Source organism: Paenibacillus ehimensis NBRC 15659 (genome assembly GCF_004000785.1).
Classification (GTDB): domain Bacteria; phylum Bacillota; class Bacilli; order Paenibacillales; family NBRC-103111; genus Paenibacillus_G; species Paenibacillus_G ehimensis.
In genome coordinates, this window is the sequence record NZ_BILX01000009.1 from 56,651 (window position 1) to 71,111 (window position 14,461).

Here is a 14,461-nt window from a genome sequence, read left to right on the forward strand (position 1 = left end):
TCGCCTGCGAATTATCCTTTCGGATCGAACGCTTCCTTTGCGCCTTCCCCGATAAAATTAATGGCCAGAATCGTAGATGTAATCACGACGGCAGACGGCAGCCAGACCCACCATTGATTTTTGATTACTTGGGGCGAGATCGCATCCGACATCATATTTCCCCAGCTTGGCACATTGGCCGGCACGCCGAAGCCAAGGAAGCTCAGACCCGTTTCTACGCCGATCATCACCGCCATCACGACGATCGCCTGCACAATGATGGTCGAGGCCACGTTAGGCAGCAAATGCTTGACGATCACTTGGAACGGCTTGCAGCCGATCGCGACGGCGCTCATGATGTACTCGTTCTCCTTCTCCGACAGCACCTTGCTCCGGACAAGACGGGCGATCCCGCCCCAGCCAAGCACGCTGATGACGACAATCAGAACCAGGACGCCCGAGTCCGCAATGACCGTCTTCAGGACGATAACAAAAATAAGAAACGGAAAAATCATCACAAAATCGGTGAAGCGCATGAGCATACTGTCGATTTTGCCTCCGAAGTACCCCGCGACGGAACCGATGGTAACCCCGATAAACGTCACCAAGAAGCTGATGCTTACGGCAATCAGCAGCGTCGTCCGCCCGCCGTACAGCAATCTTGCGATAATATCGCGTCCGCCCTTGTCCGTGCCTAACAGATGATCTGCGGACGGCGGCTTGTTGATGAGGCGCAGATTAATTTTGACAGGGTCGTAAGAGGTCAGCAGCGGCGCCAGAGCACACAGCGCTGCAATAAGGATCAGAAACGCGAGGCTCGCTATCGCCAGCTTATTGCGAAAAAATCGGTTCCAGCCTGTCACCCATGGAGAGGCGCTGCGTTTTTTAGTAATGGGCATCGTTTGATTTATCGGCTTCGGCGCTGTATTCATGGCCATCCTCCTCTCATGCTAGCGAAGCCGGATACGCGGATCGACGTAGCCGTACAGCAAATCGGAAATTAGGTTGCCGATCAGCGTCATGACGGACGCGAACATCGTGATCGTCATCACGACGGAATAGTCGCGGCTGTTGATCGATGAGACGAACAGCTCGCCCATTCCCGGGTAAACGAATAGCGTTTCGATAATGACCGCTCCGCCGAACAATCCCCCGATATCGATGCCGAGAAACGTCACCATGGGGATCAGCGAATTGCGCAGGATGTGCCGGTTGTAAATATGCCGCTCGCTTGTCCCTTTCGCCCGTGCGGTTCTGACGTAATCCTTGCGGCTGCTCTCGATAATGTCATTGCGCAGAAATTGCGTATAAGCGGCTGTGCCCAAAGAGCCGAGTACGAACGCGGGCAGCAGCGAATTTTTCAATACGTTCAAGTAATACGTAAGCGTGCCGTCGGCAACTCCAACGCTGCGTGATCCGCTGGCAGGCACCCAGCCGAGCTTGATCGCGAAGATGTAGATGCAGATGATGCCGATAATAAAGCTGGGAAGGGCATAGACAATGTAGCTGACCGTCTGGATCGAATAATCGATCGGCGTATTCGGACGTCTGCCCGCGATCATCCCGGTCAGAAAAGCAATCGCATAGGTAATGCAGATGGCCATAGTGGCCAGGATGGCCGTATTCTGAAGCCGCTGGAAAAAGAGCTCGCTCACGGGCATCTTATGAATGAAGGATTGACCGAAATCGCCCCGCAGCATGTTGCCGAACCAACGGATGAACTGCTGCGGAATCGGGTCGTTATAACCGAGCTGCTGGCGCATTTCGGCAATATATTCCGGCTTGACGTTGGCCGGATCGATCATCCCCGTCAGGGCGTCCCCCGGCATTAATTTTGCCAGGGTGAACACCACAACGGAGATGAGCAGGAGCAGCGGAACCATACCCAGTAGTCTGCGCAACGCATAAGTCAGCATAAGGCCTGCCTCCCGAAGGTCATTGCGTGACCCACCACTTATGAACGTCGATTTGATTCGTGAACGAGTTCGCCTTGACGTTCTGCAGACGTTTGTTGCTCACCGTCACATCGACCGGCGAATACAGGAACAGCATCGGCACTTCTTCATTCACGAGCTTCTGCCACTTATAATACACGTCCTTGCGGTAGTTCAGATCGAAGGCTTTCTCGCTGATCCCCTCGTCGATCAAACGGTCCGATTCGGCCGTGTACCAGCGCGGGAAGTTCCAGAGCACGTTGCTTTTCCATAATGCGGATGGATCGGGATCGCTGGCAAGCGACCATGCGCCGGAGAACAGCTCGACAGACGGATCGTCATTCTCGACCACATCGTAGAAGGCGTTGAACTCTTTCAATGCGCCGCCGTTTAGCTTTACGTCAAGCCCGACTTCTTTCCACATCTGCATGATCGTTTGGGCGCGCGGCGCGGCAATCTCCGTGCCGGACATGGCATCGAAATTAAACGTGAGCTTTTTCCCTTGCGGGTCTTCGCGTAATCCGTCGCCGTTCGTATCTTTATAACCCGCTTCGTCGAGCAATTTCTTCGCCTTATCGGGATTGTATTCGTAGGAATTCAGTTGATCATCCGGAATTTTCGCCCAGCTGACCCCCGGCATGGGGGCCGATATCGTCTTGCCCAGACCGTTGGAGAACGCATCGATCAGCGCTTGCCGGTCCAGCGCGTAATACATCGCCTGCCGCAGGCGCTTGTCGGCGAACTTCGATTTCGGATCCACGATAATTTTCTCGGATTTTTTATCCCACGTCCCCAGCTTGAAGCCGATATAGGCGTAGGAAAGCGCATCTTGTTTAATAATATTGACGTTTGTCAGCTTTTCAACGTCCTTAAATTGGCTGTTTGGCGCTTCCATGATGTCGATTTCGCCGTTTTCCAGCAGGCTGGTCGCCATATTGCCGGCTACAATCTTATAAATCACGCCGTCGAGCAGGGGCTTGCCTTCCCAATAGTCGTCGAAGCGCTCCATTTCGACATACTCGCCCGGCTGAATCTTTTTTACTTTGAACGGGCCGATGCCGATCGGCTTTTTGCGGACTTGATCGGAGCTGAGCATATCTTTGACGGCCACGCCGGCGAAATACTTTTTCGGCATCGGGTACGACCACAGCTTCGAGATCGTATTCGGCGCCGCAGCTTTGACGGTAATCGACATCGTGTAGTTATCGATCAGCTTAATGCCGGCAATGTCCTTGGCTTTGCCTTCGCGGTAATCCTCGACGCCGACAATCATCTCCACGTTGTTGTAGCGGCTGCCTCCGGCCGCCGTATAGTCTTTATGGGCAATCGTCTCCAGCGCGAACTTCCAGTCTTCCATCGTCAGTTCATCGCCATTATGCCATTTGATGCCCTTCTTGAGCTTGAACGTAAACGTCTTATGATCGTCCGATTCCGTCCATTCGGCAATATGGGGGTATGTTTTGAGATCGTCGCCGGTTTTGAGCAGACTGTCCGTAATGAACCGCAAAATTAAATCGTCGTCTTCCCCGCCGTAAAAAGCACGGTCGAGCACGCCCTTGAACGGCTGCGTATAGCCGTATTTTACAATGCCCCCCGGTTTCGGCTCGCTTGGAGCCGCTTGATTCTCTTCCGTCTTTTTCGGCGCTTCCGTTGCCCCCGGAGCTTTATCCGTACAACCGGTAAGGGATACAGCAAGAAACAGCAAGGCGGATAAAATCATTGAAGCTTTTTTTTCCATGGAACGAATCCTCCTTTTGTGAGATTATTCAATACAAATGACAGGCGACCTCGTGTTGAGGCGCCACCTGTTTCAACGTGGGCTGCTCTTCCCGGCAAGCGGTAACCGCATGGCGGCAGCGCGGATGAAAGGCGCAGCCGGCCGGCGGATTGGCCGGACTCGGCACATCGCCTTGCAGCACGATTCGCTCCCGCTTGGCGTTCGGATCGGGGATCGGCACGGCGGACAATAAAGCTTGGGTGTAAGGATGGAGCGGACGTTTATACAAGCTCTTCTTATCCGTAATCTCGACGAGCCGCCCCAAGTACATGACGCCGATCCGGTCGCTGATATGCTTCACGACGCTCAAATCGTGGGCGATGAACAGATAGGACAGCCCGAAATCGGCTTGAATGTCCTGCAGCAGGTTCAGCACTTGCGATTGAATCGATACATCCAGCGCAGACACGGGTTCGTCGGCCACGACGAGCTTAGGCTTTAACGCCAGCGTTCTTGCGATGCTGATGCGCTGCCGCTGCCCGCCGGAAAACTCATGCGGATATTTGTAATAAGAGTCCTCGGAAAGCCCGACCTTCACGAGCAATTCGGCGACGCGCTCCTCCAGCTCTTTTCCGGGATGCGATTCAAAGTTGCGAATCGGCTCGGAGACGAGATGGCCGACCATCATTTTCGGATTCAGCGAGCTGAACGGGTCTTGGAACACCATCTGCATATGCTTGCGGATTTGCCGCAGCCCTTCGCCCTTGACCCGGGTAATGTCCCGGCCTTCAAACAAGATCGTGCCCGCCGTCGGCTCGATGAGACGCATGATGGCGCGTCCGGTCGTCGATTTGCCGCAGCCGGATTCCCCGACAAGCCCGACGGTTTCGCCCCGCCGCATCGTCAGCGAGAAGTCGTTCACCGCTTGAATGGAGCCGACTTGCCTCCGAAAGAGCCCGCCGTGAATCGGATAATGTTTCTTAAGATTGAGAACTTGCAGCAATGGGCGGTCATGAGCGGTCAAGTCATTCATGCGGGTTCCTCCTCCTGCGCTGCGGGCAGACACGCTGCAAAGTTCAGACAGCGAACGTAATGGCCGCCGCCTATCTCGGCGAGCTGCGGCGTCAGCCGCCGGCAATCGTCGCTCGCGCTCGGACAGCGTCCGGCGAACCGGCAGCCGGTTCGGGGCATATGCACAAGCGACGGGACGATGCCGCTGATCGATTTTAATCGTTCCTGCTCCTCGTCAAGACGGGGGAGCGACTGCAGCAGCAGCTGCAAATACGGATGCTTGGGCTTGTAGAAAATTTGAGTGACGTGCCCTTGTTCCACGATTTGGCCGGCATACATGACGGCTACGGTATCGGCCATCTCGGCCACAACACCAAGGTCGTGCGTGATCAAAATCATGGACATGCCTCGCTGCTGCTGAATATCTTTAAGCAGTTCGATAATTTGCGCTTGAATCGTGACGTCAAGAGCGGTCGTCGGCTCGTCGGCGATCAGCAGCTTCGGGTTGCAGGCGATCGCCATCGCAATCATGACGCGCTGACGCATGCCGCCCGATAGCTGATGCGGATAATCGCCGACAATGCGCTCGGCATGAGGGATGCCGACGGATTGGAGCAATTCAATGCTGCGTCTGCGTTTTTCTTTCTTGCTCATGACAAGATGATTCCCCAGGACCTCCTCGATTTGATACCCGATGGTAAATACCGGATTAAGCGCGGTCATCGGCTCTTGAAACACCATTCCGATATCGCTGCCCCGCAGCTTGAGCAGCTCATTCTCGGATAAATTCATCAGGTTGGTGCCGTCAAACCATATTTCTCCGCTATCTATCCGGCTTACTTTTTTGGGGAGCAATTTCATGATGGATAAGGACATGACGGATTTGCCGCAGCCGGATTCCCCGACGATGCCGAGCACCTGCCCCGGCAGCAAGCGGAGAGATACATCGTCGACCGCGCGATAATAATTCCCTTCGATGGAAAAACCTGCACTCAAATGACGGATGTCAAGCAAGGCGCTCGACGGATGGTTCATAGGATCACCTCGAGAAGTTTGCCGATTGCAATCATTGGAAAACGCTTCCAATATTGCGGCTGCTTGATTGAATTTTTTTTAGACCGATCGAATGCTTATGTACTAGACTCAGGCGTTTTGAATACTGGAAAGGGGATCGTCCCTGGATCATGGCGTTGTATGGACGATCGTGGTAGGTATGAGATTCGTGAGGTCACCAAATCCGATGGTGTATGCCGTGGAAGTCGTCGCAGGTATGTATTAAACCGTTGGCGAAAAATTGCGACAATTAAAAGCAATGACATTACTACACATTTTACATACACTCCCTTTTTTTGTCACCCCCCTTTTTTTGTTTCGCTTATTATTGATTTTTATCGATGGCATGTTCTATCAATGGGAGGTATATATAACGCTGTTTGTTATCTATTAATGCGCAAAAAGACCGCATGGCTGTGCCTGCGGTCTATACAATCAATCGTTATATGGGACATATTCAAACAGGAACTAAAGAGGATCAGGCTTGGCACGCTTGAGCTTCGGTGGTGATCATCCAGATCACGCCGTACTTATCTTCAATCTGGCCGAACAGGGCGCCCCAGAACGCCGGCTCCAGCGGGTGTCTTACGGTGCCGCCCTCCCCAAGCTTGGCGAATGCGTCGCGGGCTTCGGCTTCCGTCGGGAACTCCAGACTCAGTTGAATGCCGTTCCCCCGGTTAAGCGGCGCATAGACGGAATCGCTCATAAAAAAATGAATTCCGCCGGCCACCAAACACATGTGCAGCACTTTGTCTTTCACCGCTTCGCTTGCATCCGGCAGCTGGCCGTGCGTCATAATGGACACGATCTCCCCGCCGAGCGCGTTGATGTAGAAATCCGCTTGAGCTCTTGCATCCTCCGAGACCAGATAGGGGGTAAGCTTCGCCATTCCATAACATCCTTTCATCGTTGGTTTTGGTCGATTTTCCTCTTAAGTATAGCATTCCTCTGGACTTCCGGTTTCTTACGGATTGCTTTTTATGCGGGCAATCCGCTCTCGAAATCTGACATATTGTGTGACGTTTCGACGCATAAAAGAGGAAGAAAATTAAGATTTTTCTGTTCCCTGCCTATAAAAATTATGATAATATGGAAGCGAACGTTTGTTCCGTTATATGGAAGTGTTTGACTTGATGAACGTGATTGGAAGGAAGTGAAGGAATGGCGACCGACAAGTATCCGGAGATCGACGCGGTGATCGCCTATATTCATCGGAATATTTATGATCCGCTGCCGCTTGCCCGCTTGGCTGCTTATGCAGGCTACAGTCCGTTTCATTTCACGCGCATTTTTAAGGAAAGGATCGGCCTCCCGCCGTTATATTATGTTTCTTCCCTCCGTCTGCAAAAGGCAAAAGACTTGCTGCTGCGCACGAATCTGAGCATTCGCGATATCGGACTGGAGATCGGGCAGCAGAGTCTGGGAACCTTCACGACGAGGTTTACCGAACGGGTCGGCGTGACGCCGTCCGACTTTCGCAACTCGACGTCTCAAGCCGACAGCCATTTCCGGACTTTGCAGAGGCTCAGCGATTGGACGTCGGGGCATCCGCTTTCCAATTCATATGCCAGAATCGAGGGGACCGTACAAGCGGAGATCCCTTTCGAAGGCGTGATTCTGATCGGCTTATTTCCGAAGCCGATTCCCGAAGGACTTCCTCTGCACGGCACGCTGCTTTCGTCGCTGGGGGAATTTTGCTTTACGGGCGTGAAGCCGGGCACCTATTATCTTATGGCTACATCGGTCTCCTGGGGGATGCAGGCGGTGGACTTTTTGCTTCCGCATAACACCTTGCGCACCCGTTCGAGGGAGCCGATCGTCGTTCAGCCTTATTCCTCCGTTCCTTATCAGCAAGTGATGCTCCATGTTCCCCGGCTGGACGATCCGCCGATCCTCATTTCTTTGCCTTTGTTGATGAACAAGTTCCTGAGCGAGCGGCTTCAGACGAGCTATCGTTAGACGCAAAAAGGCTCTATCCGTTTTTGGGAGCCGGATAGAGCCATGATCAGGCGATGCGGGCAGGGCCTCCTGACAGAGACGGCCTCTTGGGTTAGCCTTAGTTTATAGTTTGACTCGAGCTGAGCACGCCGTCGGTGAAGTACAAATAATTGCCGCTGCCAATGCTGGAACCGCGGTATACCCATTGCTCGAACGTGCCGAAGCTGCCGGTCGTTTTATTGATATCGTCAGGCTTGCCCCAAGACATCAGGACTTGTTCTTGAGTCATACCGACCCTGACCTTTTCTTGACGAATAAGCGACTTCACGCTTTCCGGCCAGTCGAATTGGGCAAGCGGATCGGCGGTGAAGAACGATCTGTGAATGGCTTCGATCGAATCGAAATTAAACTGGACGTTCTTGCTTCCGTTGCTCAAGACGACGGTCGGACCGCTGTAGCTGATGACGGCCAGCTGCTCGAATCTTTCGAATCCGCCGTGCTTGGCGCCGTCGCTGCTGCGGGGCAGGGAATCTACCCAGAGGTTAGGATGATTTTTCCATATCGCTTCGGCGTCCGAATCGAGTCTCAGCTTTTTGATTCCATCGGAGATGATATTTTGGTTGCCCCAAGTATTGTTTTTCGACAAGTCCCCGACGGTGAGATCCACCCGCTGCTGTTCTCCCCACACGATTTTCATGTCCATATAATCCGTCAAAAAGACAAGCGGCACATAAATGACATCGTTCTCCGAGATCGGCGGAAAGTCCATGCGTACCGTGTGCGAATCCATCTTGCCTCCGTAATACGTCAGCAGGTTGCTATTGGCGCTCAGCAGCAAAATGCGGCTCGGATGATTTATCCGGATGACCCCGTCTACGGCTTGGGCCGACGCGTTCACCTTGCCAAGTACGGCCCATAGAGGCACATAGACGGCGTTATTGCGAACGATCGGAGCATAATCCGACTTCAAGTAGCTGCCGTTAATGTAGATTTTATAGCCCTCGGTCCCCGGGGGCGCTTCTTCCCGTACCGGTTTTCCGTCCTTCCATTGACCCTCGTACCATTTTTCGCCGTAGATGGAGGTTCCTTTGGCGGCAAAGCCTTGCCCGTCGGGCAGCCCGTTCTTCATCTCGCCATCGTACACGAGCGGCACGCCGTCCAGCTCGAAATACGGCCGGGCGCTAATATACAGATCTTTCTCCTTGGTGTCGATATGCGTCGATTGGGCCTCGGAGTCCCATTCCACCTTGGCGCCGAAGGCTTCCGCCACGAAACGGACGGGAACGAACGTTTGATCATCCTTAATCTGCGGCGGGACATCGAGCGTCTGAGACTTTCCGTTGATCTCGACGGTCGGGTCGCCGATTTTTAATTGAACGGTGGTACCGTCTTTCGTCAGGGTGATCGATTTCGTGCTTTCGTCCCAGTTCAGCTTGGCTCCTAATTCGTCGGAGATATCGCGCAGCGGGACAAGCACTCTTCCGTCGACTTGAATGCCGATATCCATATTGACGCCAGGTTTGGCGCTTTCTGCGGCAAAAGCGGGGACAGCCGTAGCGAGCATGGCGGAAGCCAGCACGGCTGGAACGGTTTGGGACAGCCGAAATTTCATTTTCATAGCAAGTTGCTCCTTTGGTTGATAATGGCTAACAAAATATTACAGATAGTATAAGAGTTATTTCCCGAAATGTCGACAAAATTATAGGAAATTCGACTTATATAATCGAGAAAAAAAGAAGATATTTAGGAAATTTGTCATATCTTATCCGTTAATACGGGGCTCCCAGGAAAATGTTGCAAATAAAAAGCCCGCCATCGTAAAATGGCAGGCTTCTCGGGCTTGGTGCGGGACATACACTGCCCGCCGGTTCCGTCAGGAGGCGAAGGAGTCCCGCTCGAAGGCGGGCGAGGCATAGCCGAACAGCTGCGGCTGCGCCTGCATCAGCTCCATCTGCTCGATGCGCTTGGGCAGCGGCGGATGGGTCGACAGGGCATAGCTGAGCCAGACGAAGAAGCCCGTTTCCTTGCGGCTCTCGGCGACGTATTCGGTCACGTCCACCTTGGCGTACATCGTTCGGCCGATGGCCAGAATGGTCAGGGCGGAGATCGCCGCCGGGGCGTTCCCCGTGTAGGCCGCCGCGATCCGGTCGCAGGTGTACTCGCAGGCTCTCGAATAAGCTTTGCCGAGGAAAGGCATCCATTGGGCAGGCAGCAGCAGCAGGCTTTTGGTCATGTGATTCCGTTTGATATGCGCCAATTCGTGTGCGATGACGTAAGTCAGCTCGTCTTGCTCGGTGTCCGCCATTTCGAACAAATTGGAGTACAGCACGACGAAATTTCGGCCGAAAAAACGCGAGGCGAAGGCATTCAGCATTCCGTCCGATTGAAGAACGAACACATCGGGAACCTGCCGGATATCCATTCGCGCGCACAGTTCATGCACCTTCCGGTGCACGGCGGGGAACTGACGCTCCGTCAGCTTGACCCCGTTGCTTTTGATATAGCCGATCATAATGCCGTGAAGGAAAAAGGTGACGCCAAGCCCGATTAGCAAATAAAAGATGCCGATCAGCGAAACGATCAGGCCGAAATAGACCATGATGCTAAAGAGCAGGCTAATAATGAAGTACGACGTTTCTTTGCTGTGAATTAACCGCGGATTCATGGGGTTCATGCAGTATTCGTTCCTTTTCTCAGATGAATAATTGGCCGTGCGTCCAAGGCTCCATTCCTAATTGTCGGCATTACCCCGCGTTTTGTTTAGACGATACTCGATATTTCGCCCGGATAGCCGGAAGGATTCCCCCGAGCAGAATTAAGGAATAAGCCCACAGCAGCCAGGCGGAGAACAAATAGAGCCCGGATGCGGGGATGGCGGGAAATACCAGCCTGTGGAAGCTTGTGCTTACGATATCCAGCAGCATCCCAGGAAGAGCCATGAGCAATGCAGCCAAGGGGCGATCCGCCGGGGCGGCTTTGCCCCATGCGAATGCCAGTTTCAGCAAAAATGCGACGACAGGGACGACCCCGATAAACGTGACCCACAGCAGCGGCGTATGGGGCACCAGCAGTTCGGCTCCCCATAAGCGGAAAACGACGGTCGCCGCCAGCCACACGACAAAACCGATAACGGCAAACAAAGGCACGGAAGATTCCTCCTTAATCAAATGGAATGTAGAGGTGCTCATTCGGCTGTGATTCGGGCAATGAGCGCCGACAGCTCCGCATAAATTTTCTCCGACTCGAAGTCCGGATTGATTAAGGCCTGCAAGGCGAGACCGTCGATCAGCGCGTTGACAAGAATCCCCCAGCTTTCCAAGGACATGACGGAGCGGGCGGAGGCGGGCAGCCACCCGGCCAGCAATTCGGCGGCCTGCGCATTTTCCTTCTCCAGCAGACGGCTCAGCTGCTTCAGCATCTCGTCGTTCTGGAGACTGTGTAAGACGAGCGAGAAGAACAGCGTATGATAGAACGATTGATAAGCGGCGCGCTCGCGGGCCCCGGCCAGCGCTTGAGCAATAGAAGCTTGCAGATCTTCGCCGGCAGCCTTGGCAGGCTGTGCGACCTTCCACGAGGCATCGCAGAGCGATTGAACGATATCGAACAGCAGCTGCTCCTTCGTCTTGAAATGATAGTAGACGGTTCCCTGCGTAACCCCGGCCCCTTCAGCCACCGCCTTGAGCGTCAATTTATCGATGCCCTTGTCCCGGATGCACCGTTTCGCAGACTCGATCAGCTCTTGCTTGCTAATGCCGTTAGGCTTGGCCAAATGAATCCCTCTTTTCTTAGTTAGTTGAATGACTAACTGATATGTTTATTTTACCGAAAAGATGGAAAATTGCAAATGTCCGATCGTTAAAAATATTCGTTGCCGGGCCGATGCGAGTTAATGTAAGATGATGGATGTGATAACGATTATCAATCTCAACTAGGAGGGAACCATGCTGCCTGTCAAAAAAGTGATTTGCCTAATCGGCTCCTTGATGCTAATGGCCTCTCTACTGCTGGCTTGTGCCAGTACTACGGGCACTCCGAACGCCGCCGGGCAGGGCCAAGAATCTGCCAATAAAGAAGCGGGTCAAGGGAACAAGGAAGCGGCAACCCGATTGTTTAAAGATGCCAAAGGACGCGAGGTTACCATTCCGGCCGCCCCTCAAAGGGCCGTCGTCCATTATTATGCCGCCGAGGCGATCTCTTTGGGCGTAAAGCCGGTCGCCACGAATTGGATCAATGCCAGTCTGATTCTTTCCAAGGATCAGCTGCAGGGAATCGAAGATATCGGAGGGGAGGGAGTGAATCCCAATGTGGAGAAAGTCCTTTCGCTCAGCCCGGATCTTATTATCGTCCCTGATTTTCTGGAGCAGACCAGTCTGGATGCCTTATCCAAGGTAGCTCCTACCGTAGCGGTGAGCTACACGGACGATATTTTTACGCGAATGAAGACGATGGGCGACGTGCTGGGAAAAAGCAAGGAGGCGGAAGCCTGGATAACCCGGTACAAAGCAAAAGCGCAGCAGAAGCGGGAGCAGCTCAAGCCTTACATCAAGGAGGGCGAAACGGCTTCGGCCTTCGTCTTTTTCCAGGATAAGCTGCTCTATGTGTACGGGAATCAGCGGCTTAGCTCGACCCTCTATGATGCGCTCGGCTTTTCGCGTCCGGAGAAAGTGGCGGCTCTTTTTAAAGATAAGCCGACCCTTCTGTGGCAGTCAATCTCGAATGAAGCGCTGCCCGACTATGCCGGGGACCGGATTTTTTTAGTTGTGCTGGATAATAACGAGAACGCCAAAAAAGGGGCAGAGGAGCTCATGAATAGCCTCGTATGGCGCAACCTCCCCGCGGTGAAAAACGGGAAAGCTTACGTGGTCGGCAATAAATGGTCGTTTTACGATCCGGTCACCTTAGATTGGCTGCTCGACGAGATGCCGAAGCTCATGATGAAATGATATAATTGAGTTGGATTGATCATAGCCAGCAGATCAGGGAGAGGGATGATGACATGTTTGGGAAAGTAGCCGCCGACATTTTGGGAATCAGCGACATCGGGTCGGTCATTAAACCGCAGGATTACGACAAGGTCGACTCCGACGATTATGTGATGCACGAAGACAACGAGAAAATTTACTTCCTTATCAAATCCAAGACGGACGAATACTGCTTCACCAACCTGGCGCTGATCCATCTGGACGGCACGAGCGCCATCAGCAAGAAGCGTACGCTGCACCGCTACAGCTACAGCGCCTACAGCATCTCGGACGTCCTGCTGGAAACGGCCGGAACCGTGGATTTGGACGTCGAAATCAAATTTACGATGGGCTCCGGATCTGCGGCGTTCTCCATCGATGTGCATAAGAAGCATATTGCCGAGATCAAAGACTTGTACAAAGCGCTGATCAAGATTTCCGAGATCACGCATGAGAACGAAGTGGCCATGGCCTACGCGAAGGAAAGTCTCGAATTGGCTTCGTCTACCTTGAACCGCGTGGTCAAGCACGACATCGATACGGCCGGGCAGTTCAAGGAAATCAACCAAGCGGCATTCGATTGGCTGACCTATGCCCGCAAGCAGTATAAAGTGAAAGACTTCGGCTTCGTGTTCGAGAAGTACATTAACCAATAAGCGCCGCCCTTGGCTGTCGCACTTGCAAAAAACTGCTCAAGAGTCATAATCTTGGGCAGTTTTTTTAGGGATCAGCCGGCCTTGTTGCGAAGCCGTAGTAAACAACCGTTTGCCCAAGAGTTGTTCGATTTGCTCGTAGCTGTAGCCAAGCTCTGTCGGCATTTTGGCGGTGACGGCTTCGGCTAAGCCTTCAGCTCCAGGCTCGGGGACCAAAAGAAATGAACTAACCCCACCACAATAAGAACAAAAAGCGCTATCAACAAAATCTTCACCATCAGTTTCATTAAACGACCCTCCTTTTTAGAGCGGCTATTGTTTCGTCAGTCAATGTCACGGAAGGGAAACCGTTGGATAATGCCTCCATGGAAACGTTCTTTGGTCATACGAAAGACGAATTGGAATATGAAGACTGCGAGACACTACGGGAATTGAACGAGCGAATTAATAATTACATATCGTTTTACAACTCCGAACGGTGTCAATGGACATAAAAAAAGATGACTCCTGATGAATTCAGAAATCATCTCATAGCAGCTTAATATGCGGGCCCCTTTTTCAAACTCTTCATAATTCGGGTCACAGTTCATTTTTTCATTGTTTCACGAAATCAAAATGGCCGCGCAAGGCTGAAAATCCGGATTTTTTGCAACAGGGCGCTCCAGCTAACCCTGTTTTTTCATATACCTAGCACAGAATGCAAACATAGGTATTGCAATTGCTGCAGACCAAAGTCCAAGCGATCCGTTAAAATAAGTAATAATCAAAAGAACCACTGTGAGAGCAAAAAGAAACTGTGCTCTTCTTTTGTTGGGCCGCTTTGACCGTTTAGAGATAATATACAATATTCCCCAAGCCAATAGTACATAAAACCCTATGAGGGATAAGACTAGAATAAGGGCTTGATTTGTTGTAATTGGCATGATGTGCCTCCTCCCCACTTCTAGTTTTTAAAGCAAGCTAGCTATTTTTTGTAATCTCATAATAAGGGCCAGGCAACCAATGGGCGCTCGCACAAAAAGATATTCGATCCGTTCATTATTGTAACCAAGCTCAGATAACATTTTGGCCGTGCCACCGGCATTCGTGGTCGCTCTGAATTCAGCATCGTGTAAATCTTTGATGCCGTATAATCGCTCAAAGATCGCACCGATCTTGGCAAGGTAGCGAATCCGTTCTTCACTTTCCCCGGCTAGTAAATAATCATGATGCATT

At 52.4% G+C, this 14,461-nt stretch carries 15 protein-coding genes; 4 read left to right on the forward strand and 11 right to left on the reverse strand.

The genetic code is table 11. From position 1 onward, the window contains the following. Positions 1-11 precede the first annotated feature (11 nt). The 6 genes from opp4C to PEH01S_RS07730 all read right to left on the reverse strand — a co-directional run bounded on the left by opp4C (position 12) and on the right by PEH01S_RS07730 (position 6,583). Entirely contained in the window at positions 12-911 is a 900-nt protein-coding gene (gene opp4C, locus PEH01S_RS07705) for an oligopeptide ABC transporter permease (protein WP_127484664.1), read from the reverse strand. An 18-nt stretch (positions 912-929) separates the two neighbouring features. Then, positions 930-1,895: an oligopeptide ABC transporter permease gene (opp4B, locus tag PEH01S_RS07710; protein ID WP_025845046.1), complete on the reverse strand. Its 966-nt coding sequence runs from the start codon at positions 1,893-1,895 to the stop codon at positions 930-932. A gap of 19 nt (positions 1,896-1,914) precedes the next feature. Further along, positions 1,915-3,651: an oligopeptide ABC transporter substrate-binding protein gene (opp4A, locus tag PEH01S_RS07715; protein ID WP_025845045.1), complete on the reverse strand. Its 1,737-nt coding sequence runs from the start codon at positions 3,649-3,651 to the stop codon at positions 1,915-1,917. Between the two features lie 28 nt (positions 3,652-3,679). Then, the gene (locus PEH01S_RS07720; RefSeq protein ID WP_127484666.1) at positions 3,680-4,663 is read right to left on the reverse strand and encodes an ABC transporter ATP-binding protein; all 984 of its coding nucleotides are present in this window, start codon (positions 4,661-4,663) and stop codon (positions 3,680-3,682) included. After that, on the reverse strand, positions 4,660-5,676 hold the full coding sequence (locus tag PEH01S_RS07725) for an ABC transporter ATP-binding protein (RefSeq protein ID WP_127484669.1): 1,017 nt from the start codon (positions 5,674-5,676) through the stop codon (positions 4,660-4,662). The genes PEH01S_RS07720 and PEH01S_RS07725 overlap by 4 nt, the downstream gene beginning before the upstream one ends. 496 nt (positions 5,677-6,172) lie before the next feature. Next, positions 6,173-6,583, reverse strand: coding sequence for a VOC family protein (locus tag PEH01S_RS07730; protein WP_127484671.1), 411 nt, complete (start codon positions 6,581-6,583; stop codon positions 6,173-6,175). A gap of 272 nt (positions 6,584-6,855) precedes the next feature. Here PEH01S_RS07730 and PEH01S_RS07735 point away from each other — a divergent pair, with 272 nt between their 5' ends. Beyond that, entirely contained in the window at positions 6,856-7,653 is a 798-nt protein-coding gene (locus PEH01S_RS07735) for a helix-turn-helix domain-containing protein (RefSeq protein ID WP_025845040.1), read from the forward strand. 97 nt (positions 7,654-7,750) lie between these two features. On the opposite strand, the gene PEH01S_RS07740 is transcribed toward PEH01S_RS07735, so the two are convergent. From PEH01S_RS07740 to PEH01S_RS07755, 4 genes are all read right to left on the reverse strand, one after another. Continuing rightward, the gene (locus tag PEH01S_RS07740) at positions 7,751-9,250 is read right to left on the reverse strand and encodes a stalk domain-containing protein (RefSeq protein ID WP_025845039.1); all 1,500 of its coding nucleotides are present in this window, start codon (positions 9,248-9,250) and stop codon (positions 7,751-7,753) included. Between the two features lie 255 nt (positions 9,251-9,505). Then, positions 9,506-10,306, reverse strand: coding sequence for a M48 family metallopeptidase (locus PEH01S_RS07745; protein WP_246062833.1), 801 nt, complete (start codon positions 10,304-10,306; stop codon positions 9,506-9,508). 70 nt (positions 10,307-10,376) lie between these two features. Continuing rightward, positions 10,377-10,778, reverse strand: a complete 402-nt coding sequence (locus tag PEH01S_RS07750; protein ID WP_025845036.1) for a DUF5367 family protein — start codon at positions 10,776-10,778, stop codon at positions 10,377-10,379. 38 nt (positions 10,779-10,816) lie between these two features. Further along, the gene (locus tag PEH01S_RS07755; RefSeq protein WP_127484673.1) at positions 10,817-11,401 is read right to left on the reverse strand and encodes a TetR/AcrR family transcriptional regulator; all 585 of its coding nucleotides are present in this window, start codon (positions 11,399-11,401) and stop codon (positions 10,817-10,819) included. A gap of 172 nt (positions 11,402-11,573) precedes the next feature. Here PEH01S_RS07755 and PEH01S_RS07760 point away from each other — a divergent pair, with 172 nt between their 5' ends. The 3 genes from PEH01S_RS07760 (at position 11,574) to PEH01S_RS07770 (ending at position 13,740) form a co-directional block, all read left to right on the forward strand. Beyond that, positions 11,574-12,575, forward strand: coding sequence for an ABC transporter substrate-binding protein (locus PEH01S_RS07760; protein ID WP_127484675.1), 1,002 nt, complete (start codon positions 11,574-11,576; stop codon positions 12,573-12,575). A gap of 53 nt (positions 12,576-12,628) precedes the next feature. After that, entirely contained in the window at positions 12,629-13,249 is a 621-nt protein-coding gene (locus tag PEH01S_RS07765) for a PH domain-containing protein (protein WP_127484677.1), read from the forward strand. Between the two features lie 362 nt (positions 13,250-13,611). Continuing rightward, the gene (locus PEH01S_RS07770) at positions 13,612-13,740 is read left to right on the forward strand and encodes an IS3 family transposase (protein WP_246062834.1); all 129 of its coding nucleotides are present in this window, start codon (positions 13,612-13,614) and stop codon (positions 13,738-13,740) included. Positions 13,741-14,196: 456 nt separating this feature from the next. Here the strand turns inward: PEH01S_RS07770 and PEH01S_RS07775 are convergent, their stop codons facing one another. Beyond that, positions 14,197-14,460, reverse strand: coding sequence for a hypothetical protein (locus PEH01S_RS07775; protein ID WP_246062835.1), 264 nt, complete (start codon positions 14,458-14,460; stop codon positions 14,197-14,199). Position 14,461 lies beyond the last annotated feature (1 nt).